This is a genomic window from Halorubrum sp. DM2 (genome assembly GCF_901686465.1).
Lineage (GTDB): Archaea > Halobacteriota > Halobacteria > Halobacteriales > Haloferacaceae > Halorubrum.
In genome coordinates, this window is sequence record NZ_LR594487.1 from 3,179,627 (window position 1) to 3,196,955 (window position 17,329).

13 protein-coding genes and 1 pseudogene are annotated in these 17,329 nt (G+C 55.1%); 9 read left to right on the top strand and 5 right to left on the bottom strand.

Annotation, left to right across the window (positions count from 1 at the left end; genetic code table 11):
• Positions 1–13 precede the first annotated feature (13 nt).
• From QOL69_RS15940 to QOL69_RS15950, 3 genes are all read left to right on the top strand, one after another.
• Complete coding sequence (locus QOL69_RS15940; RefSeq protein WP_283403978.1) at positions 14–1,447, top strand: flippase; 1,434 nt, start codon at positions 14–16, stop codon at positions 1,445–1,447.
• An 82-nt stretch (positions 1,448–1,529) separates the two neighbouring features.
• Positions 1,530–2,459, top strand: a complete 930-nt coding sequence (locus QOL69_RS15945) for an alkaline phosphatase family protein (protein ID WP_283403979.1) — start codon at positions 1,530–1,532, stop codon at positions 2,457–2,459.
• 23 nt (positions 2,460–2,482) lie between these two features.
• Complete coding sequence (locus QOL69_RS15950) at positions 2,483–3,949, top strand: sulfatase family protein (protein ID WP_283403980.1); 1,467 nt, start codon at positions 2,483–2,485, stop codon at positions 3,947–3,949.
• A 69-nt stretch (positions 3,950–4,018) separates the two neighbouring features.
• Here the strand turns inward: QOL69_RS15950 and QOL69_RS15955 are convergent, their stop codons facing one another.
• Both QOL69_RS15955 and QOL69_RS15960 read right to left on the bottom strand, forming a co-directional pair.
• The gene (locus tag QOL69_RS15955) at positions 4,019–5,215 is read right to left on the bottom strand and encodes a glycosyltransferase family 61 protein (RefSeq protein ID WP_283403981.1); all 1,197 of its coding nucleotides are present in this window, start codon (positions 5,213–5,215) and stop codon (positions 4,019–4,021) included.
• 51 nt (positions 5,216–5,266) lie between these two features.
• Positions 5,267–6,208, bottom strand: coding sequence for an NAD-dependent epimerase/dehydratase family protein (locus tag QOL69_RS15960; RefSeq protein ID WP_283403982.1), 942 nt, complete (start codon positions 6,206–6,208; stop codon positions 5,267–5,269).
• Between the two features lie 823 nt (positions 6,209–7,031).
• Here QOL69_RS15960 and QOL69_RS15965 point away from each other — a divergent pair.
• Positions 7,032–7,991 (top strand): glycosyltransferase family protein, encoded by a 960-nt coding sequence (locus QOL69_RS15965; protein WP_283403983.1) that lies wholly within the window; start codon positions 7,032–7,034, stop codon positions 7,989–7,991.
• Between the two features lie 13 nt (positions 7,992–8,004).
• Here QOL69_RS15965 and QOL69_RS15970 read toward each other — a convergent pair whose 3' ends face one another.
• Positions 8,005–9,243 (bottom strand): glycosyltransferase family 4 protein, encoded by a 1,239-nt coding sequence (locus QOL69_RS15970; RefSeq protein WP_283403984.1) that lies wholly within the window; start codon positions 9,241–9,243, stop codon positions 8,005–8,007.
• Between the two features lie 109 nt (positions 9,244–9,352).
• Positions 9,353–10,141 carry a sulfatase-like hydrolase/transferase gene (locus QOL69_RS15975; protein ID WP_283403985.1) on the bottom strand — a complete coding sequence of 263 codons (789 nt, stop codon included), beginning with the start codon at positions 10,139–10,141 and terminating at the stop codon, positions 9,353–9,355.
• Positions 10,142–10,421: 280 nt separating this feature from the next.
• On the opposite strand from QOL69_RS15975, the pseudogene QOL69_RS15980 reads away from it, so the two are divergent.
• Both QOL69_RS15980 and QOL69_RS15985 read left to right on the top strand, forming a co-directional pair.
• Positions 10,422–10,952 (top strand): annotated as a pseudogene (locus QOL69_RS15980) (sugar phosphate nucleotidyltransferase).
• Positions 10,953–11,142: 190 nt separating this feature from the next.
• Entirely contained in the window at positions 11,143–11,352 is a 210-nt protein-coding gene (locus QOL69_RS15985) for a hypothetical protein (RefSeq protein WP_283403986.1), read from the top strand.
• On the opposite strand, the gene aglG is transcribed toward QOL69_RS15985, so the two are convergent.
• Positions 11,353–12,291: a glucosyl-dolichyl phosphate glucuronosyltransferase gene (gene aglG, locus QOL69_RS15990; RefSeq protein ID WP_283403987.1), complete on the bottom strand. Its 939-nt coding sequence runs from the start codon at positions 12,289–12,291 to the stop codon at positions 11,353–11,355.
• A gap of 98 nt (positions 12,292–12,389) precedes the next feature.
• Here aglG and QOL69_RS15995 point away from each other — a divergent pair, with 98 nt between their 5' ends.
• Genes QOL69_RS15995 through QOL69_RS16005 form a run of 3 tightly spaced genes read left to right on the top strand, consistent with a single transcriptional unit; the run spans position 12,390 to position 17,147 of the window.
• Positions 12,390–15,560, top strand: coding sequence for an oligosaccharyl transferase, archaeosortase A system-associated (locus QOL69_RS15995; protein WP_283403988.1), 3,171 nt, complete (start codon positions 12,390–12,392; stop codon positions 15,558–15,560).
• A gap of 38 nt (positions 15,561–15,598) precedes the next feature.
• A complete protein-coding gene (locus QOL69_RS16000) occupies positions 15,599–16,543 on the top strand; it encodes a DUF368 domain-containing protein (RefSeq protein WP_283403989.1) in 945 nt (314 codons plus the stop codon).
• 43 nt (positions 16,544–16,586) lie between these two features.
• Positions 16,587–17,147: a thioredoxin family protein gene (locus QOL69_RS16005; RefSeq protein ID WP_048078077.1), complete on the top strand. Its 561-nt coding sequence runs from the start codon at positions 16,587–16,589 to the stop codon at positions 17,145–17,147.
• Positions 17,148–17,329 lie beyond the last annotated feature (182 nt).

Genomic DNA, 17,329 nt, shown 5'->3' on the forward strand with positions numbered 1-17,329 from the left:
GAGTAATCATACAATGAAACTGGGACAAATATCTGTCATACACTTTCTCTCAAATATATCTGCCTCGATTCTGGGATTCATTTCGACTATCTACATCGCTCGGGTATTAGGTTCGGGTGTTCTAGGGACATACTCGGTCGCGCTCGCAGTAGTGTCTTGGTTAGGGCTACTTGGAACAATGGGTATTACCTCAGCAATTACAAAGCGAGTGAGTGAGCAGGAAGACAGCGAAGCGTACGCCCTAGCTGGACTCATTATTATAACTACGTTGTTTGTGTTTATTTCAATCCTTGTAACTCTGTTTCAACACAATATTAATCGTTATGTGGGATTCCCTGCGGCACCATTCATTGTCGGTATGTTGGGAGTTCTTTTGGGCTATAATCTTATTACATCACTACTCAGCGGCAAGCATCTAGTCCATATCACCGGCATTTTTTCACCTATCAAAACTGGGTCACGGGCAGGGATTCAGATTGGCGCAGTCATTTCGGGAATCGGTGTGGCTGGCCTGTTTGGGGGGTATATTCTCGGTTATTTGATTGTAATCCTATTAGGATCATATATAGTTGTGAAAAAATTTGAAAGAGTTGTCATCCCTGAGCGAAAGCACTTTAATCGGATAATCGACTACGCGAAGTTCTCTTGGCTCGGAAGTCTCCGATCAAACGCGTTCAATTGGGTAGACATAGCTCTACTCGGCTTCTTTGTCTCAAACTCTTTCATCGGTTACTATACTGCTGCTTGGAACATTTCTCAATTTCTCATAATATTTGGTGCATCTTTGAGTCAAACGCTTTTTCCAGAAATAAGTAAAATTTCGTCTGAACAATCTCCTAGGAGAGTGTCTTCACTATTGAATACCGGGTTATCCTATGCGGGTCTATTCCTAATTCCAGGGCTGGTTGGTGGGGGAATACTTGGAGAACAACTCTTGCGGATCTACGGCCCGAATTTCGCACAAGCACGTGTGGTCTTAGTGATTCTGATAGTAGCGACGTTGGTACAAAGTTATCAAAGGCAGATCACAACGACGCTAAACGCAATAGACCGCCCTGATCTCGCATTCCGTGTAAACACAGTCTTTATTTGTACAAATATAGCGCTGAATGCCCTCCTGATTTACCTTTTTGGATGGGTAGGTGCTGCGGTAGCCACCGCAACATCTGTCGGTATAAGTCTTTGTACAGGGTATCTCTACTTGAACTCAATCATCAAATTTCAGGTTCCAGTCAAAGAAATTTTAAAGCAAGTGCTTGCAAGTGCGATTATGGGCGTATTCGTTTGGGGCGCTCTTGTAGCTGAACAGCAATATATACATATAAATCATAACCTGTTGTTAGTATTCTCTCTAGTGACCCTGGGAGCGTCAATATATTTTGTGTCACTGCTCATTTTATCGGTTACATTTCGGAATACTGTAAGAAATAACCTACCTTATATCTGATCCATTTTTGGTATAAAACACTGTTGAATTCACATGTACTAAGCGACGGGGTTTTTACGCTTGAGAATAGATTCCATCTTAAATGTCTGAACTACCGTTCTCAAAACGGGCCAAGCTCTGGGCTTCGAAGTTCCCACTTCGTTTAAACCGGGCTTATTATAGCCGGATGGGAATGTGTGATTTTAATCCATCTGGCACTGACATTTTTCAGGAGGACTGGGATAACCTTCTAATTCTGGACGCATGTCGTTATGACACGTTTGCTGAAATTTCAAACCTACCAGGAACCCTTGAGAAGAGAATATCGCGCGCATCGACGACGGACGAGTTCATGCGGGCAAATATTAGTCAAAAAACTTTTGAGGACACGGTCTACGTAACTGCCCAACCAAGTATTCACGTAACAGAGGGAGTTGACCCGACATTTCATGATGTAATTGACTTGTGGGAGGACAGATGGGACGACGAACTTCGAACTGTGCCCCCGGAAGTCGTCACGGAAGCTGCTATTGAGGTAAACAAAGAGTATCCGGACAAGCGACTTTTTATTCATTACCTCCAACCACATTATCCATTTATCGGAGAAACAGGCCGAAAATATTTCAATTATCCGGGGTACGACACACCACTCGAGTCTGATGAAACAAGTGAAAAATTCTGGGATACCGTTGGAACTAGAATCAATGATGTACCCGAGGACATCGTCAAGCGTGCGTATCGTGAAAATTTAGAAGAGACTTTACCTCACGTAGAAGAGTTAATTACGACAATACCTGGGAAATCAGTAGTCACCGCCGATCACGGTGAAATGCTCAACGATTGGGCTCGGCCTGTTCCATATCGCCTCTACGGACATCCTGCTGGCCTGTATACCCGGGAGCTTGTGGAAGTTCCTTGGCACACGTACACGAATGGTGATCGGCCAGAAATAAATGATGGTAAATCAAGTGAACTTGACGAGGTCGACAAAGAAGTTGTCGAAGACCGTTTACAGGATCTTGGTTATGCGTGATTTGGAACTAAACGGTGAGTAAGATGACTTCACACAATCCCAATCCACCAAACGTGGTTGTAATTGTCTGCGATACACTCCGGCCCGACATGCTTTCTTCTTACGGAGGTTCTGTAAATACTCCCGGCTTCGACAAAATAGCGGCTAACGGGACATTGTTTGAACAAGCGTACGCAGCGGGCCCCGGATCATCCATCTCGCATGGTGCCCTATTCACCGGGAAGTATCCCTCGGAATCAGGTATCGTCGGGCAAGTAAAAATTCCACCCGAGGAAGGAACTGTTGCAGAATATTTTCGAAAGGTTGGATACGAAACTTTTGGCATTCCCGGTCCATCTCGAATTGGGTCTGACTGGGGGTACGACAAAGGATTCGACACGTATCTTGAAAAGTGGCGGGATATCCCGTCATCGTTAACGCTCGAAGATATCCGGAAAGCGATCTCTGATCCGACATTGGTTGAGCCGATGCCGAGTCACTTCTATCGGATGGCAAAACAGGGAAATGATAAATACACGGGGTATCTTGTCGATACCTTCATGCGGAAATTATCTAAAGATGTTGATGAGCCATTCTTTGCGTTCGCCAACTTTCCTTTCGTACACGCACCATATGATCCACCCAGACCATACAAAGAGCAAGCTACTCCAGAGCTGCGTCGTCCTTCTTTCGGTGCGCTAGAGCTCTTGCCTTGGACCGAGGAAAAACTGGACCGTGAAGATGTGCGTCAGCACCGGTTAGAAGCCATCCAAGATGGAACCGGAGATGCGAAATTCTTTGCAGATAGTTCTTGGCTTACTGACGAAGAAGTTCAAGTGTTGAGAGACTGGTACCGTGCATCAATCAAATATTTAGATACCCATATTGAGCGAATCTGGGAGTGGCTTGAGAGAACAGGGCAAATAGAGAACACTGTATTTGCGATAATGTCCGACCACGGTGAGTATCTTGGAGAACATGGCCTGCTTAAGCACATGTACTTTCACTTCAAAGAGGCGCTTCACGTCCCGCTAATTATCACTGGACCCAGTGTTCCAGAAGGGGAACGGCGGTCAGACTACGTTTCCCTTGTGGACGTGTTCGATACACTATGCCATCTAGCTGGAATCGAACGACCTGAATCCGTCACTGGCCACTCAGTCTTTGACGGTTCGCATCGTGACGCCGTATTTGCTGAGAACGGAATTCGTTCACTTCCCAATTTCTATCAAGAGCAGCTAGGTCCGGATCGACTTGATGAGTTCAAGCGTGGAAGAAAATCGATTCGAACGAAGGATTTCCTGTTTACCCAAGATTCTGCCGGAGAATACAGCCTGTTTAAATTACCCGATGAGGAGTTGGTTAACGACCCCTCAGGGGAATTGGTTAATGATCTTCGAGAACGTCTTTTCGAGGAACTCGGTAGCGAATTCACCCACGACGAAGGATATGGTGATAACCTCGATCAGTCCGTTACAGAAAATCTACGTGAACTCGGTTATATCGAATAGAACAGCGGGAATTGTAGAATTAAGAAACCATACTATTACAAATACAGAATATAAGTGGTGGCATCCATATTATATGTTTAATGCTTCCAGTGAGGCTACAACTTCGTTAACATCTACGCGAACGTCTTCCCCTACCGGATCACATTCAATACAAGCGTAGTCAGATCCAAGTCCGTTTGCCATCTCAAAATAGACTGGCACGAAGTGAGACGCAAATAGTTCAATTACGGAGGCATCAACCGTATACATCAACTCTGTTAATCCAGCTCCATGTACCCCGACAATAGCTGAGGCGTTCTTAATTAATCGTTTTTGTTCGACGAAGCTCAGATCACTAAGGACGACGGTCTCAAACCCTTTCCCTTCTAGAACCGACTTTACTTCCTCCCAGTTGGTAATTCGTCGGACATCAGCGTCCTCTTCTCGAGAGATAAGAACCTTCGATAGTGATTTTGAATCCTCTTTAGAGTCAATATTTGACCAAACGCGGTTCTGGAGCCATTCTAAGGCGAACGGTTCTCTCAGGTAATCTCCCGAAGTTCCACTCAGACACCGGCGGACCGACGGTAGCACAAGCCGATCAACCTTCGCCCTAGCGTTCTCACCCCATTCCACGTACTGCCCATCGTACCCTAGAAGATCAAGTGATTCTGAGACGAATGCTGGGGAGTTCGGGGGTATCAACAGTATTGGTTCCTCGCCAGTTTTCTGTATGTAATATTCTAGTCCTTGAATTTGGGTCAGGCATTCCTCGGTCCAATGGCTATAATTGGTTCCCCATCGCTTCAGCAATGGCACAGCCACATCATACTGCCGCGGAACGTTGTTACGCCGAGAGAAATCCCATGTTCCGTAACTCAATGCTTCAACAGCGTCGTAAGCAAAGTCTACAGCCGATCTGTCGTTTCCCGGCTGCCAGTAATTGTATACCAGATATTCGTCGGAAGAGGTGACTTTGATTCCGGGATATCCAACGAGTTCTACATCAGGAACTTCGATTACGAACGGTGGATGACGCTTGTGCTTGCCGATTATGTTCTCAATTTCGGTCGGAAGATTATTGTAGTAATCAGGTTCTTCAAACGAAAATGAACGACGTTCGCCAAACGACCAGTATTCAGCACGTCCTTGGTCAACAAGATCTCTGTATGAAACAACACTATCTCTGTATCGATCTTTAAAAGCCCATCTAGCTGCTTTTTTACCCCTTTCTGGAACGAGTCGCTCAGCGAGCGAACGAAAGATGGACGTTTGGTTTGGTACCATGATAATTAGTGTGTTATCGCGTTTGGAATTTGTGAATAGAACGGATACGGATTACCAAATTTGTTCTTCGAAGTACTTGATCGTTTTCTGTAGGCCGGTTTCAAGCTTGACAGTCGGTTCGAAGTCCAAGACGCGCTCAGCCTTCGAAAGGTCTGGTCGCCGTCGACTGGGATCGTCTTCGGGGAGCGACTTGTAGGTGATCTCGCTCTCGGCATCGTAGGTTCGGAGGACCGCTTCTGCGAGTTGCTTGATCGTAATTTCATGCTCGTTGCCGAGGTTTACGACATCGCCTTTCATTTCGTCTTCCGACATGACCTGTCGAATTCCTCGGAGGAGGTCGGAGACGTAGCAGAACGAGCGGGTCTGTGATCCGTCGCCGTACACCGTCAGGTCCTCATCTCTGATCGCTTGTGAGAGGAAATTAGGGATAACGCGACCGTCGTTGACTCGCATTCGCGGCCCATACGTATTGAAAATACGGGCCGTTCGAACATCAAGGTCGTACTCGCGCTCATAGGCGACGGTCAGCGTCTCGCCGAACCGCTTGGACTCATCGTAACAGTCTCGTGGGCCGCAGATGTTGACGTTGCTGGTGTAGCTCTCGGGTTGTGGGTGTACCTCGGGGTCGCCGCACACTTCGCTCGTCGAAGCGAAGAGCATCTTGGCGTCGCAGGCTACTGTGTGATCGAGGAGGTTTCGGGTCCCCTCTGTGTTGGTGAGGGAGATACGAACCGAGAAGTCGATGAAGTCCTTCGGTGACGCCCGAGAGGCGAGGTGGTATATTTCGTCGACCGGTGGGAGAGCCGGCGGCTGGCGGATGTCCGCCTTCTGGAGCGTAAATCGCGGATGGTCGAGGAGGTGTTCGACGTTCCAAGGGCGGCCGCTCCCGAAGTTGTCGACACAGAAAACTTCGTAGCCATCGTCGAGAAGCGCGTCACAGAGGTGGCTGCCAACGAAGCCGCCACCGCCGGCGACCATCACACGTGTTGCCACTACAATTCCGGATACCCTCTCGACAGATAATGGTTCTGTTTTTATAATTGGTCAAGCAGTCGATGGGCCAGTCGTTCGTGCCCGTCAGGAGAAAGGTGATATCCGTCATCGACAGTATATTTGTCTACAATCTTTTGTTCTTCATATATGTCATCTACAAGTGGCCGGAGAGTCGAACAGTTCTCGGTCGATTTTGCGACATTATCAAGTATTGCGTTGTATTTTTTAATAGCATCTGAGACATCAGTATTCTGTTGCTTGTATTTCGAGCCTGCGGATAGTATATTCACTAATACAACGCTAGAAGTGTCAATATTCGTAATTCGGTCAAGATACTTAGATATATTCGATCTGAATTGTTCGGGTTTTACGTAAGCCCGTCTTTGGGAACGCGATCGTAGTCGCTTTCCCGTGAAGAGAGCCGCTCGCCGGCAGATACTGGGTACTTTTGAGAGGAATTTCTGTTCTGTTCGTCGGAAGTATCGGGGTGCGCAGTCCGCAATACCCAGTTGTACAACCACGGTATTTGGATGATAGTACTCTAGTAACCGTCGATTCTCATACTCTTCGGGATGATAGAGGCACTCAGTAGTATTATTTCCACGTGCACTGTTTATCACGTGAGTATCAAAGAGTGCTTCTCGGACATGGTACGGCCATGTTTCCTTGTATTGAACTTCCTCTCGAGGGAGGGCAAGGGAATCTCCTTGTATAAGGATGGTGTCAGGCATGGTCGTTAAACAATATTTACGATGAAAAAACTAGTGGATTGGATATTCTAATACTTCGTAATGTATTTTTGTTCAGAGGACATATATGGTGTATGTCTGGTACATTCACCCTCTCTACTCCTGTCGTGTTTTTTATTTATAATCGTCCTGAATACACAGCTCGTGTTTTCGATCGGATTACAGATGCAAAGCCCTCGCAGTTGTTCATTGTTGCCGATGGCCCAGCCGACGAGTCTGACCGAGAGCGGACGGAGGCCGCACGCGCTGTTGTTGAAGATATCACATGGAGTTGCGACGTTAAGCGACTCTACGCAAGTACGAATCTCGGCATTAAACAGCGGTTCGTGACCGGTCTTGAGTATGTATTCAATACCGTGGAACGTGCTATCATCCTTGAAGATGATACTGTTCCAGATCCAACGTTCTTCAACTTCTGCCAGACACTACTTAGGCGATATCAAGACGACGAACGAATCATGGAAATCACGGGTCGAAACCAACTTGGCACGTGGCGTGACAACGGGCAAGATTACCACTTTTCATATAATGGAGGTATCTGGGGATGGGCAACGTGGAGCAAGTACTGGGATATGTACGATCCGGATATGGAACTATGGGCTGATCCCAATGCCAAGGATAGAGTTCAGGATCTTATTGGCGATCAATGGCAGTACAACCATCTAAAGCGTGTATACCGCGAGACGTATGAGGGAAACAACGAAACGTGGGACTACCAGTGGGCATTTACCCGACATATAAATTCAGGGCTATCAATCGTCCCATCCAGAAATCTGATTGCAAACATTGGATTCGGCGAAGGGGCAACCCATACGAGTGATGAGGACTCGCCGTTTGCCGGTACCCCTGTATATTCTATGGACTTCCCATTGAACCATCCCGATTATATCGTGGTGGACAGGGATTATGATCAGTCATTTCACCGACTGCGACCCGGTCGCTGGAAGGTTCACCCAATAGTCTACCCAATTTGGGAGCGCATGCGATCACTTGTTAACAATATTACTATCACACATTCTATGAATAGTAAGTAATTAACACACAGATTTACACTAGCGACTCGTACAGGTCAAGATATCTCCCCGCCACACCTCGCTGTTCATACTGTTTGACAGCCCGTTCCCGAGCCGTCGCCGCCAGTTCTTTTCGATCCGACGCCAGCACCCATTTCACTCCCACCCCCAACTCAGCCGCATCGTACGGCTCTGCCAACCAGCCCGTCTCCCGATGATCCACGATGTCTCGCGGCCCCGTCGCGTCGAACGCCACCACGGGCGTCCCACACGCTAGCGACTCCGACACCGTCTGTCCGAACCCTTCGTATCTCGACGGAACGACCATCACGTCAGCGCCACTATACAGCAACGCTAAACTCGGATCATCGTGGAGGTATCCCACGTAGTTCGTCGGAAACCCGAAGTCCGGGGGATCGTCCGGTTCCTCGGATCCGAATATCACCAGCTCCACGTCTTCGAGATCGCCAGAGATCTCCTGAAGCGCCTCTTGTAGCAGATCCGCTCCCTTTCGATGGTCACCCATCGGGTCGACGGCACCAAACAACACGAGCCGCTTGTCTTCCGGAAGCCCGAACAGCTCTCGACCGAGCGAACTGTCCCGTGGTCTGTACACGTCGGTGTCGAGCGCGTTCGGGATGACCTCGATACGGTGATCGCCGAACAACGAGCTGCGTTCGGCCTCCTCGGCGAGCCACGTGCTCGGCGTGACGACGGTCAGATTGAGGTCGTCCCAATAATAATCCTTTCGGAGCCAGTTGAATCGAGACAGATCCACGTCGGACTCGCTATCGAGTTGCGGACAGGAACCACACTTGTTCTCAAACCCGTCACAGTCGGCCGCGTAGTGACATCCGCCGGTCATCGCGTGCATATCGGGGAACCGCCAGACTATCGGTCGGTCGATCTGGCCGATCGACCGTGTCGACATCGCTCCACGTCCCATCCAGTTGAGGTGAACCAGATCTGGATCGATCTCCTCGATCCGTTCGTTCATTCGCTCGGGAAGCCAGTTCACTGTAAATCCGCTCTTCTGGCCGTAAAACCGCAACGGGAGCATGTCCACGTGTGGGCGAGCAAGGCTCCAAGCCGTCTCGATCTTCGAGGAAGGCCCGACTATCGTTCCGTCGTTCGTGGATTTCTCCTGAACCAGCATTCGGGATTCCACGCCAATTGATCTAAGCGCCCGGTGGATTCGTTTCGTCGCCGTTGCCGAGCCCCCGGTGTCTGACGCGTTCACAAGAAGGGGCCGAATGTCTGTCTCTGGTGGCATAAATTCGGAAAGGATCTCAGTTGTTGTCGTGAAAGTAGCGTACTGGCGATCGAGTCAAAAGTGTTCCCATGCTCAGTAAAAGGATACGTTCAGTAAGTCCGCTGAATTATTATAGATAACCAAGGTGTTCAAGTTGAGACTGCGTATCCAGTTCAGCATCTGACTTGGGCTCCAGAGACGGCTCATATGTCTGCGTATCGACGCCGGTGGTCGTTACCCACGGAACCTTCCGAACAACAGGGTGAGGACAGCCAATATTGTGTGAATGGAATCCCCACTCACCCATCGCCTCTCCATGGTCAGCAGTTATGACGACAGTCTCTGCGTCCAAGTTTTCTAAGAGTAACTCGACTTCGTCGAGGACCAACCGGAGCGTATCGAGATAACAGTCCCATACTTGGTCACGGTCGATATCTCCAGATCCTAGCTTTTGTAGTGCGTGTTCGGGGGGATCGTCTACACCAATATATGGCTCGTGTGGTTGAAGATAATGGACGATCTGTCGCTGTGGGGACTCGTTACGCCAAACGTCAACCGCACGGTCAGTCATACTTTGTGGCGGTACAACTCCGAGATCGTCGTCAAATGCGTATTCGTATACGGGGTCTATGTAGTCGAACTCAGATTCGTTGACGAGACCATACGTTTCGAAGGAAGGGTGAAACGGAGCGGCGTTTGCGTGCGGCGGTGCTCGTCGTTCTTGGAACACCTTTTCAAATTGAACGTTGCCGTTCACGTACGCAGTCTCCGATATTTCTGAGCGGAATGTGTCACGAAATGTTAGAGACATCCACTCAACGGTTGTGCTACCGACAGACCACGTCGTCTCGATATTCTCAAGAAACTCGTATTCATCTTGTACTGCCCGCAAAGCATCGACTCTACAGGCATCAAGCACGATGAGAACATCCCAATTCCGTTTAAAAACGTTGGTTCCGATGTCAAAATATGTGCTGACATACAAAAGCAAACCGACATATACGTGATACAGGCTCTCAGCGACCCCCCGTAAACTGTTGTCACGGATTCGTTGAGCACTTTCAGATACCCAACTAGAGAAATTGACGGCCATAACATACGATCCTCAGTACGTCGCAAATGTATTTCGAAAGTAAAACCGAAGTTAGAGCAGGCCAGGGGACAAGAGTTTACCCCAAACACGTACGAAGCCGAAACCGATGGTGCGTGTCGCCGGAAAACCGATTCTCGGACATATCCTTGACGGGCTTGTTGACTCCTCGGTCGACGATGTCGTCATTATCGTCGGTGTGATGAAAGACCACGTAATCGAGTACGTGGACGACGCATACGCTGCCGACCTAAACGTGGAGTACGCCGAGCAGGAACACACTGAAGATCTTGGACACTGTATCTACTAAGCGCGAGATTATTTCGACGACGAGTCCATGTGTATCCTGCTTGGGGACATGCTTTTTGAAGATGGTTACGAGAGCTTCTATAAATCTCACCAGTCGCTCGGTGATGTCGACAGAAGCATCGGCGTGAAGCGTGTCGATGTGCCATCGGACTACGACATTGTGACACCTGATGGAGACGAGATCGCCGAACTTGAGGAGAAGCCGGATAATCCGGACTCAAATCTTGCGATCAGCGGGATCTACTTTATTGAAGACATGGACGGCCTGTTTGACGCGATTAGTTACTTCATTGACGACGAGTACGCGGCGCAGGAGACGAGTACCAACTGACGGATGCGCTTCAGCGAATGCTCGAGTTGGACGCGGAGTTCTGAACGTTCGAAGTAGGGGATTGGTACGGCTGTGGACGCCCGGAAACGCTGCTATAAGCGAATAGGGTCTGCTTGAGTCCACACCTGGAAATAAGACGCATACAGGCAACAAATCCGTCGTTATCCCGCCGGTCGATATCGGAAGTGGTGTGAGTATCGAGGGGAGCGTCGTCGGGCAGTACGTAAGTATCGACGATGAAGCGACCGTCATTGATAGCCGAGTTCGAGACACGATCGTCGGTACGAATTCGAAGCTCTCGGACGTTAACCCTTCAGAGACGATCGTCGGGAACAACTCAGAGGTCGGAGGAACTCCGTCAAAACTGAACGTTGGCGATTTTAGTGAAGTGAACCTGTAGTCAGGCGTTTGCCTTCTTGATCAGGTCCGGGGTCACAGTCCCATATAAGTACCCCAACCCGACAGCCGCGGTAAACACTCCAATCGCGCCGAGCTGTGCTACCGCCGCGATCGACGGCGACCGAACGAGCCCCTCTAACCGGCGTGGCACCCGGTCTGTCAGTAACCACTTGAGGTAATCGCCCTTGGCATCGGGCGCATCTGGGTACAAAAGATCCATCACGCGTTTGGAGTACCCTTGCCAGAACGATCGCGACACCAGCCATCGGAACTCCCCCCGGTACTCAAACAGCGTGTGGTGTACAATGGCGTCTTCAGTGTACACCATTCCCCGGCCAAACTCCTCCAGTAGCCGAATCCCGACTGGGGCCTCGTGAGCCTGTAGGTGCTTGTCTCCCTTTCGACCCGTGTTCGGGTCGTACCCACCGACCTCAAGAAACGCCTCGCGCCTGTAGGAGATGTTAGATCCGTACGTGTTCCGAACCTCCTCACCGTCCTCGGCGAACCCAGGCTCGACACACCCCACCAACCAGTAGAACTCTTCGGGGAAGAACTCCGGTCGCTCACCCTGCCAGTTCGGCCGTACGTCACCGCCAACAGCGATCGCGTCCGTCTCCTCGTACACCGTAACAAGGTTCGCGATCCAGTCCTCCTCGGCCACGCCGTCGTCGTCAATGAACGCGACGATCTCGCCCGAGGCCAGCTCCGCGCCCTTCGTCCGGCTGAACGAAATCCCACGATTCTCGTTGTTGTCGTGAATCACGACGTTCTCGTGATCACCGAAGTCGTCGACCGCGTGTTCGTACACCTCGGGATTTCCGTCGATCACCAACACAACCTCGATCGGATCGTACATTTGCGCGAGCGCGCTCTCGACGGCCTCTGTAAACACGTCGTAGCGCTCCATCGTGTACGTACAGACGACGACGGAGACCTTCATTGACGCCGAGTTTTCCGCCCGGATCAATAAGGATTCTGAACCCGTCGTCGGGCGGTATATAACAAGCCTTATGGAGGTTTTGGTGTTCACCACGTACAATGAGCGCGCAAACAGACACCGACGAGGACGGGGGAGACGCTCCCCTCGACGTCCTCAAACGGTGGTACCACGTCCCGCTCCTCCTCGGGGCCGTGGCCTTCATGCTGTGGACTCGCCTCCGGTCGTACGGCAACTTCGTTCGAAACGGCGAGGTGTACTTCCGGGGCAACGACCCGTGGTATCACCTCCGCGAGACGACGTATCTCATGGAGAACTGGCCGAACACGCTCCCGTTCGATCCATACACGGGATTCCCGTTCGGCCGAACCGCCGGCCAGTTCGGAACGCTCTGGGACCACATCATGGCGGTGGGCGTCTGGATCGCCCGCCCCATCATGGGCAGCACCGAGGAGGTCATGCTCGTCATGGCCCCGATCGCGGGCGCACTCGTCGCGATCCCGACGTACTTCATCGCGCGGCGCTTTGCCGGCCGCGTCGCTGCGCTCGGCGGAGCCTTGGTCCTCGCGCTCCTCCCCGGAACGTTCTTCAGCTACTCGCTCGTCGGATTCCCCGACCACAGCGCGGCCGAGGTGCTCTTCCAGAGTATCGCCGTCCTCGCGTTCCTCGTCGCCTTCGCCGTCGCGGAGCGCGAAAAGCCCGTCTGGGAACTCGTCGTCGACCGCGACGTCGAGGCCCTGAAACGCCCCGTCTCGTACGCCGCGGCAGCCGGCGTCGCACTCGGACTCTACATCTGGACGTGGCAGCCGGGTATCCTCCTCGTCGGCATCACCGGTATCTACCTCGCGGTGAAGCTCACGAGCGACGTTTCCCACGGCCGGAGCCCCGAGCCAGTCGCCTTCGCGGGCGCGGTCGCGATGACGGTTACGGCCGTGATGCAGCTGATTCCGCTCAACGACTTCTCTTTCGGGACGACGTCATACTCGCTCCTCCAAGTCGTCCTCCCGCTCGGCGTCGCGGTCGGTGCCGTCTTCCTCGCGTGGCTCGCCCGCGAGTGGGAGGCACGCAACCTCGACGTTTCCACGTACCCACCGACCGTCGGCGGACTCATCCTCGCGTCGGCCGGCGTCGTCTGGCTCGCCATTCCGTCGCTGTGGTCGACGCTCACCGGAAACCTCCTCAACTTCGTCGGATTCAGCTCCAGCGCCACCTTCCGCACCATCGGCGAGGGCGGCCCGCCGCTCCAAGACGCCACGTTCACGAACTTCGTGCTCTCGCAGTACGGGCTCGCCTTCTTCCTCGCGCTCGCAGCGGTCCTCTACATCCTCGCGCGCCCGCTGTACCGCTCCGACGATACCAATCACACGCTGTACATCCCGGCCGCGCTCGCCGTGGTCGGCTCCGTCTACGCGGTCCCGCAGGCGTACGGCGCGGTCGGCGGCGTCGTCGGCCTCGACTGGCAGGTGGTCGGGCTCGTCCTCGCCGCGGCGTTCCTCGTCGGGGCGACGTTCCTCGTCGAGTACGACGCCGAGGAGCTGTACTTCGTCGTGTGGGCGGCGTTCATCGGGAGCGCGGCGTTCACCCAGACCCGCTTCAACTACTACCTCGCCGTCGTCGTCGCGGTCGGCACGGCGTACTTCCTCCAGGTCGCGTTCGATGCCCTCGATCTCACGTCTCTCGACGCGGTCAAAAACGTCGAGGGCTGGCAGGTGCTGACCGTACTCGCCGTGCTCGCGATCCTCCTCGTCCCGCTCGTCGGCGTCGCCACGCCGGTCTGGACCGCCGGGAACTCCAGTCAACCGGGCAGCGTCGTCCAGTGGGACGAGAGCCTCCAGTGGATGAACGACGAGACGCCTCAGCCGGGCGAGCTCGGAGGCGCGGACAACGCGATGGATCCGTACACCACCTACGAGCGGCCCGCAGACGGCGACTTCGACTACCCCGACGGCGCGTACGGCGTCCAGTCGTGGTGGGACTACGGCCACTGGATCACCACCCGCGCCGAGCGCATCCCGAACGCCAATCCGTTCCAGCAGAACGCCGGCGAAGCGGCCGACTACCTGCTCGCACCGAGCGAACAGCAGGCGGCCGAGGTGCTCGCGAGCCAGAGCGACGAGGGCAACCAGACTCGCTACGTGATGGTCGACTGGCAGATGGCGTCGCCGAACTCCAAGTTCAACGCGCCGGTCACCTTCTACAGCGGCAACGAGACGGTCCGCGACTTCAACGAGCTGCTGTACGAACGGGTCCAGGGCCAGAACGGCCAGCAGGGCGGGCTCCGGGCCGCCCTCCAGACGCGGACGCAGCGCTACCACGAGAGCCAGATGATCCGGCTCTACCAGCACTACGGGAGCGCGGTCGAGCCGGACCCGGTCGTGTTGGACTGGGAGCCGCAGACGGCCCAGACCCAGTCGGGCGAACAGGTCGACATCAAGGTCCTCCCGAGCGAGGGACAGCCGGTCCAGCGGTTCGACAACCTCTCGGCCGCCCGCTCGTACGCCGAGGAGGACGGCTCGGCGCAGGTCGGGGGCGTCATGGGCGTGCCCACCGAGCGCGTCGAGGCGCTCGAACACTACCGGCTGGTTCACGCCACGCAGGCACCCGGACGCTCGCCGTACGCACAGCAGGCACAGATACTCGCCCAGCGGTTCGGCGTCGACCTCCAGGCGACGTTCGGCGAGTCGCTGTTCGGCGCGTTCAGCGACGACTTCGTCAAGACGTTCGAGCGCGTGCCGGGCGCGACCGTCGAGGGGTCGGGCGCGGCACCCGGTCAGGAGGTCGAGGCGACCGTCGAGATGCGGAAACTGAACGGGCAGACGTTCGAGTACACGCAGTACGCGACGGCGGACGAAAACGGCGAGTTCGAACTCACGCTCCCGTACTCGACGACGGGCTACGACGAGTTCGGACCCGAGAACGGGTACACGAACACGAGCGTCCGCGCGACCGGTCCGTACAACGTCAGCACCGCGCAGACGACGGGCGAGGACCTGTACACCACCGAGCAGTTCGGACAGGTCGAGGTGACCGAAGGGCAGGTCGTCGGTGAGGACGACACGGCGGCGACGGTCGAACTCGAAGAACGGATCGTCGACTGCCCGAGCGGCGACCCGGCGTGTCCTGTCGATAGTGGGAGCGAGGGCGGCGACGGCGGCGACAGCGGTAACACGACGAACTCGACCGACAGCGCGAGCGTGCTCGGCGCGGCGGAGCCGGTAACGGCGGTCGACGCCACGAGCGCGACGACGGCGACCGGGGACGCGAGCGCGTAATTCCGGGCTGTTAACTACCGCCACACTATTCTCGACGTATGGACGACCGACGCGAGTGGCTGACGCTGTACCTGAAAGGCGTCGCCATGGGGAGCGCGGACGCGGTGCCCGGCGTCTCGGGCGGGACCATCGCGCTCATCGTCGGCATCTACGAGCGGCTGATCGCGGCCGTCACGGCGATCGATCCCGGTCGAGTACGCCGCGTGCTGGCGGGGGTTCGGCCGGGGAACCTCGCGGACGCGCGGGCCGCGTTCCGCGAGGTCGACGGCGCGTTCCTGCTCGTGTTGGGGGCCGGTATCGGTACCGCGGTCATCGCCGTGTTGAGCGGGGTGAACTACCTACTTGCGACGCGGCCCGTCGCGACGTACGGCTTCTTCTTCGGGCTGATCGCCGCCAGCGCCGCGGCCCTGCTCGGCGACGTCGACCTCGGAACGCCGCGCCGGAAGGTCGCCGCGGCCGGGGGGTTCACGCTGGCGTTCCTCGCCTCCGGGGTCGGCTCGACGGGACTCGGAAGCCCGCTGCCGCTCGTGTTCCTCGCGGGCGCGGTCGCGGTCAGCGCGATGGTGCTGCCGGGCGTCTCCGGTTCGCTGCTGCTCGTCGTCCTCGGCCAGTACGAGTACATGTCCGGCGTCGTGAGTCGGTTCGTCGACGGGGTCGGCGCGCTCGCCGTCGGGAACGGGTCCGACGCACTCGTCGAGACGCTACCGCCCGTCGCCGTCTTCCTCGTCGGAGGCGTCTGCGGACTGTTCACCATCGCGCACGCGGTCCGCTACGCGCTTTCCCGGGCACGCACCGCGACGCTCGCCTTCCTCGTGAGCCTGATCGTCGGCGCGCTCCGCGCGCCGCTCGTCGAGACATCGACCCGGCTGGCGGAGAGCGCCGAGTCGTGGCGGGCGGCCGCGCCGCGGTTCGCGCTGGCGGCGATCGGCGGTGCCGCACTCGTGCTCGTCTTGGACCGATACTCCGACGCGGTCGAGTACTGAGCGCGCAACGCCTTTTCCGCTCGCCGCCGTAGCCCGGAGCGACATGGTCCAGACCGAATCCGAGTCCGAACTCGACCGCGGCGACGTAGCGCCCGACTTCGAACTACCCGGCGCGGACGGGGAGACGTACGCGCTCGACGACTTCGAGACGGACGCGCTGCTCGTCGTCTTCACCTGTAACCACTGCCCGTACGCGAAGGCGAAAATCGACCTGCTGAACGATCTGGCGGTCGAGTACGACGACCTCGCCGTCGTCGGGATCAACCCCAACGACGCCGACGAGTACCCGGAGGACTCCTTCGAGGCGATGCGCGAGGCCGTCGCGGACGGCACGGTCGCGTACGACGCGTACCTGCGCGACGAGACCGCGGAGGTCGCGGCCGCCTACGACGCGGTGTGTACGCCCGACCCGTTCCTCTTCGGCCGCGAGGACAGGAAGTGGCGGCTGCGCTACCACGGCCGGCTCGACGACGCGCTCAACCCCGACGATGAGGCGACGGAGTTCTACGTTCGCGACGCGGTCGACGCCGTTCTCGCAGGTGAGGAAGTCGAGATCCCCGACCGCCCGTCTCGGGGCTGCTCGATCAAGTGGCCGGACGCGTAGGGTCTCGCTGCCACGAGTCCCGCGAGCGGAAGCGAACGGGACCACGAAAGACGCAGCGCCGAGCGAAGCGAGGCGACCGTCTTTCGGATGTTCTCGCGGCTGGGGCTTCGGTGGTGTGCTGCGCGGTAGCCGTGACGAATAAACGAGCGGCTAGAGCTTTGGAGACGGTCCCAGCGGAGTCG

What these genes read in the sequence shown, in the direction of transcription:
- QOL69_RS15940 (WP_283403978.1), top strand. Translation starts at nt 14, where the DNA reads ATGAAACTGGGACAAATATCTGTCATACACTTTCTCTCAAATATATCT.
- QOL69_RS15945 (WP_283403979.1), top strand. Translation starts at nt 1,530, where the DNA reads ATGTCTGAACTACCGTTCTCAAAACGGGCCAAGCTCTGGGCTTCGAAG.
- QOL69_RS15950 (WP_283403980.1), top strand. Translation starts at nt 2,483, where the DNA reads ATGACTTCACACAATCCCAATCCACCAAACGTGGTTGTAATTGTCTGC.
- QOL69_RS15955 (WP_283403981.1), bottom strand. Translation starts at nt 5,215, where the DNA reads ATGGTACCAAACCAAACGTCCATCTTTCGTTCGCTCGCTGAGCGACTC.
- QOL69_RS15965 (WP_283403983.1), top strand. Translation starts at nt 7,032, where the DNA reads ATGTCTGGTACATTCACCCTCTCTACTCCTGTCGTGTTTTTTATTTAT.
- QOL69_RS15970 (WP_283403984.1), bottom strand. Translation starts at nt 9,243, where the DNA reads ATGCCACCAGAGACAGACATTCGGCCCCTTCTTGTGAACGCGTCAGAC.
- aglG (WP_283403987.1), bottom strand. Translation starts at nt 12,291, where the DNA reads ATGAAGGTCTCCGTCGTCGTCTGTACGTACACGATGGAGCGCTACGAC.
- QOL69_RS15995 (WP_283403988.1), top strand. Translation starts at nt 12,390, where the DNA reads ATGAGCGCGCAAACAGACACCGACGAGGACGGGGGAGACGCTCCCCTC.
- QOL69_RS16000 (WP_283403989.1), top strand. Translation starts at nt 15,599, where the DNA reads ATGGACGACCGACGCGAGTGGCTGACGCTGTACCTGAAAGGCGTCGCC.
- QOL69_RS16005 (WP_048078077.1), top strand. Translation starts at nt 16,587, where the DNA reads ATGGTCCAGACCGAATCCGAGTCCGAACTCGACCGCGGCGACGTAGCG.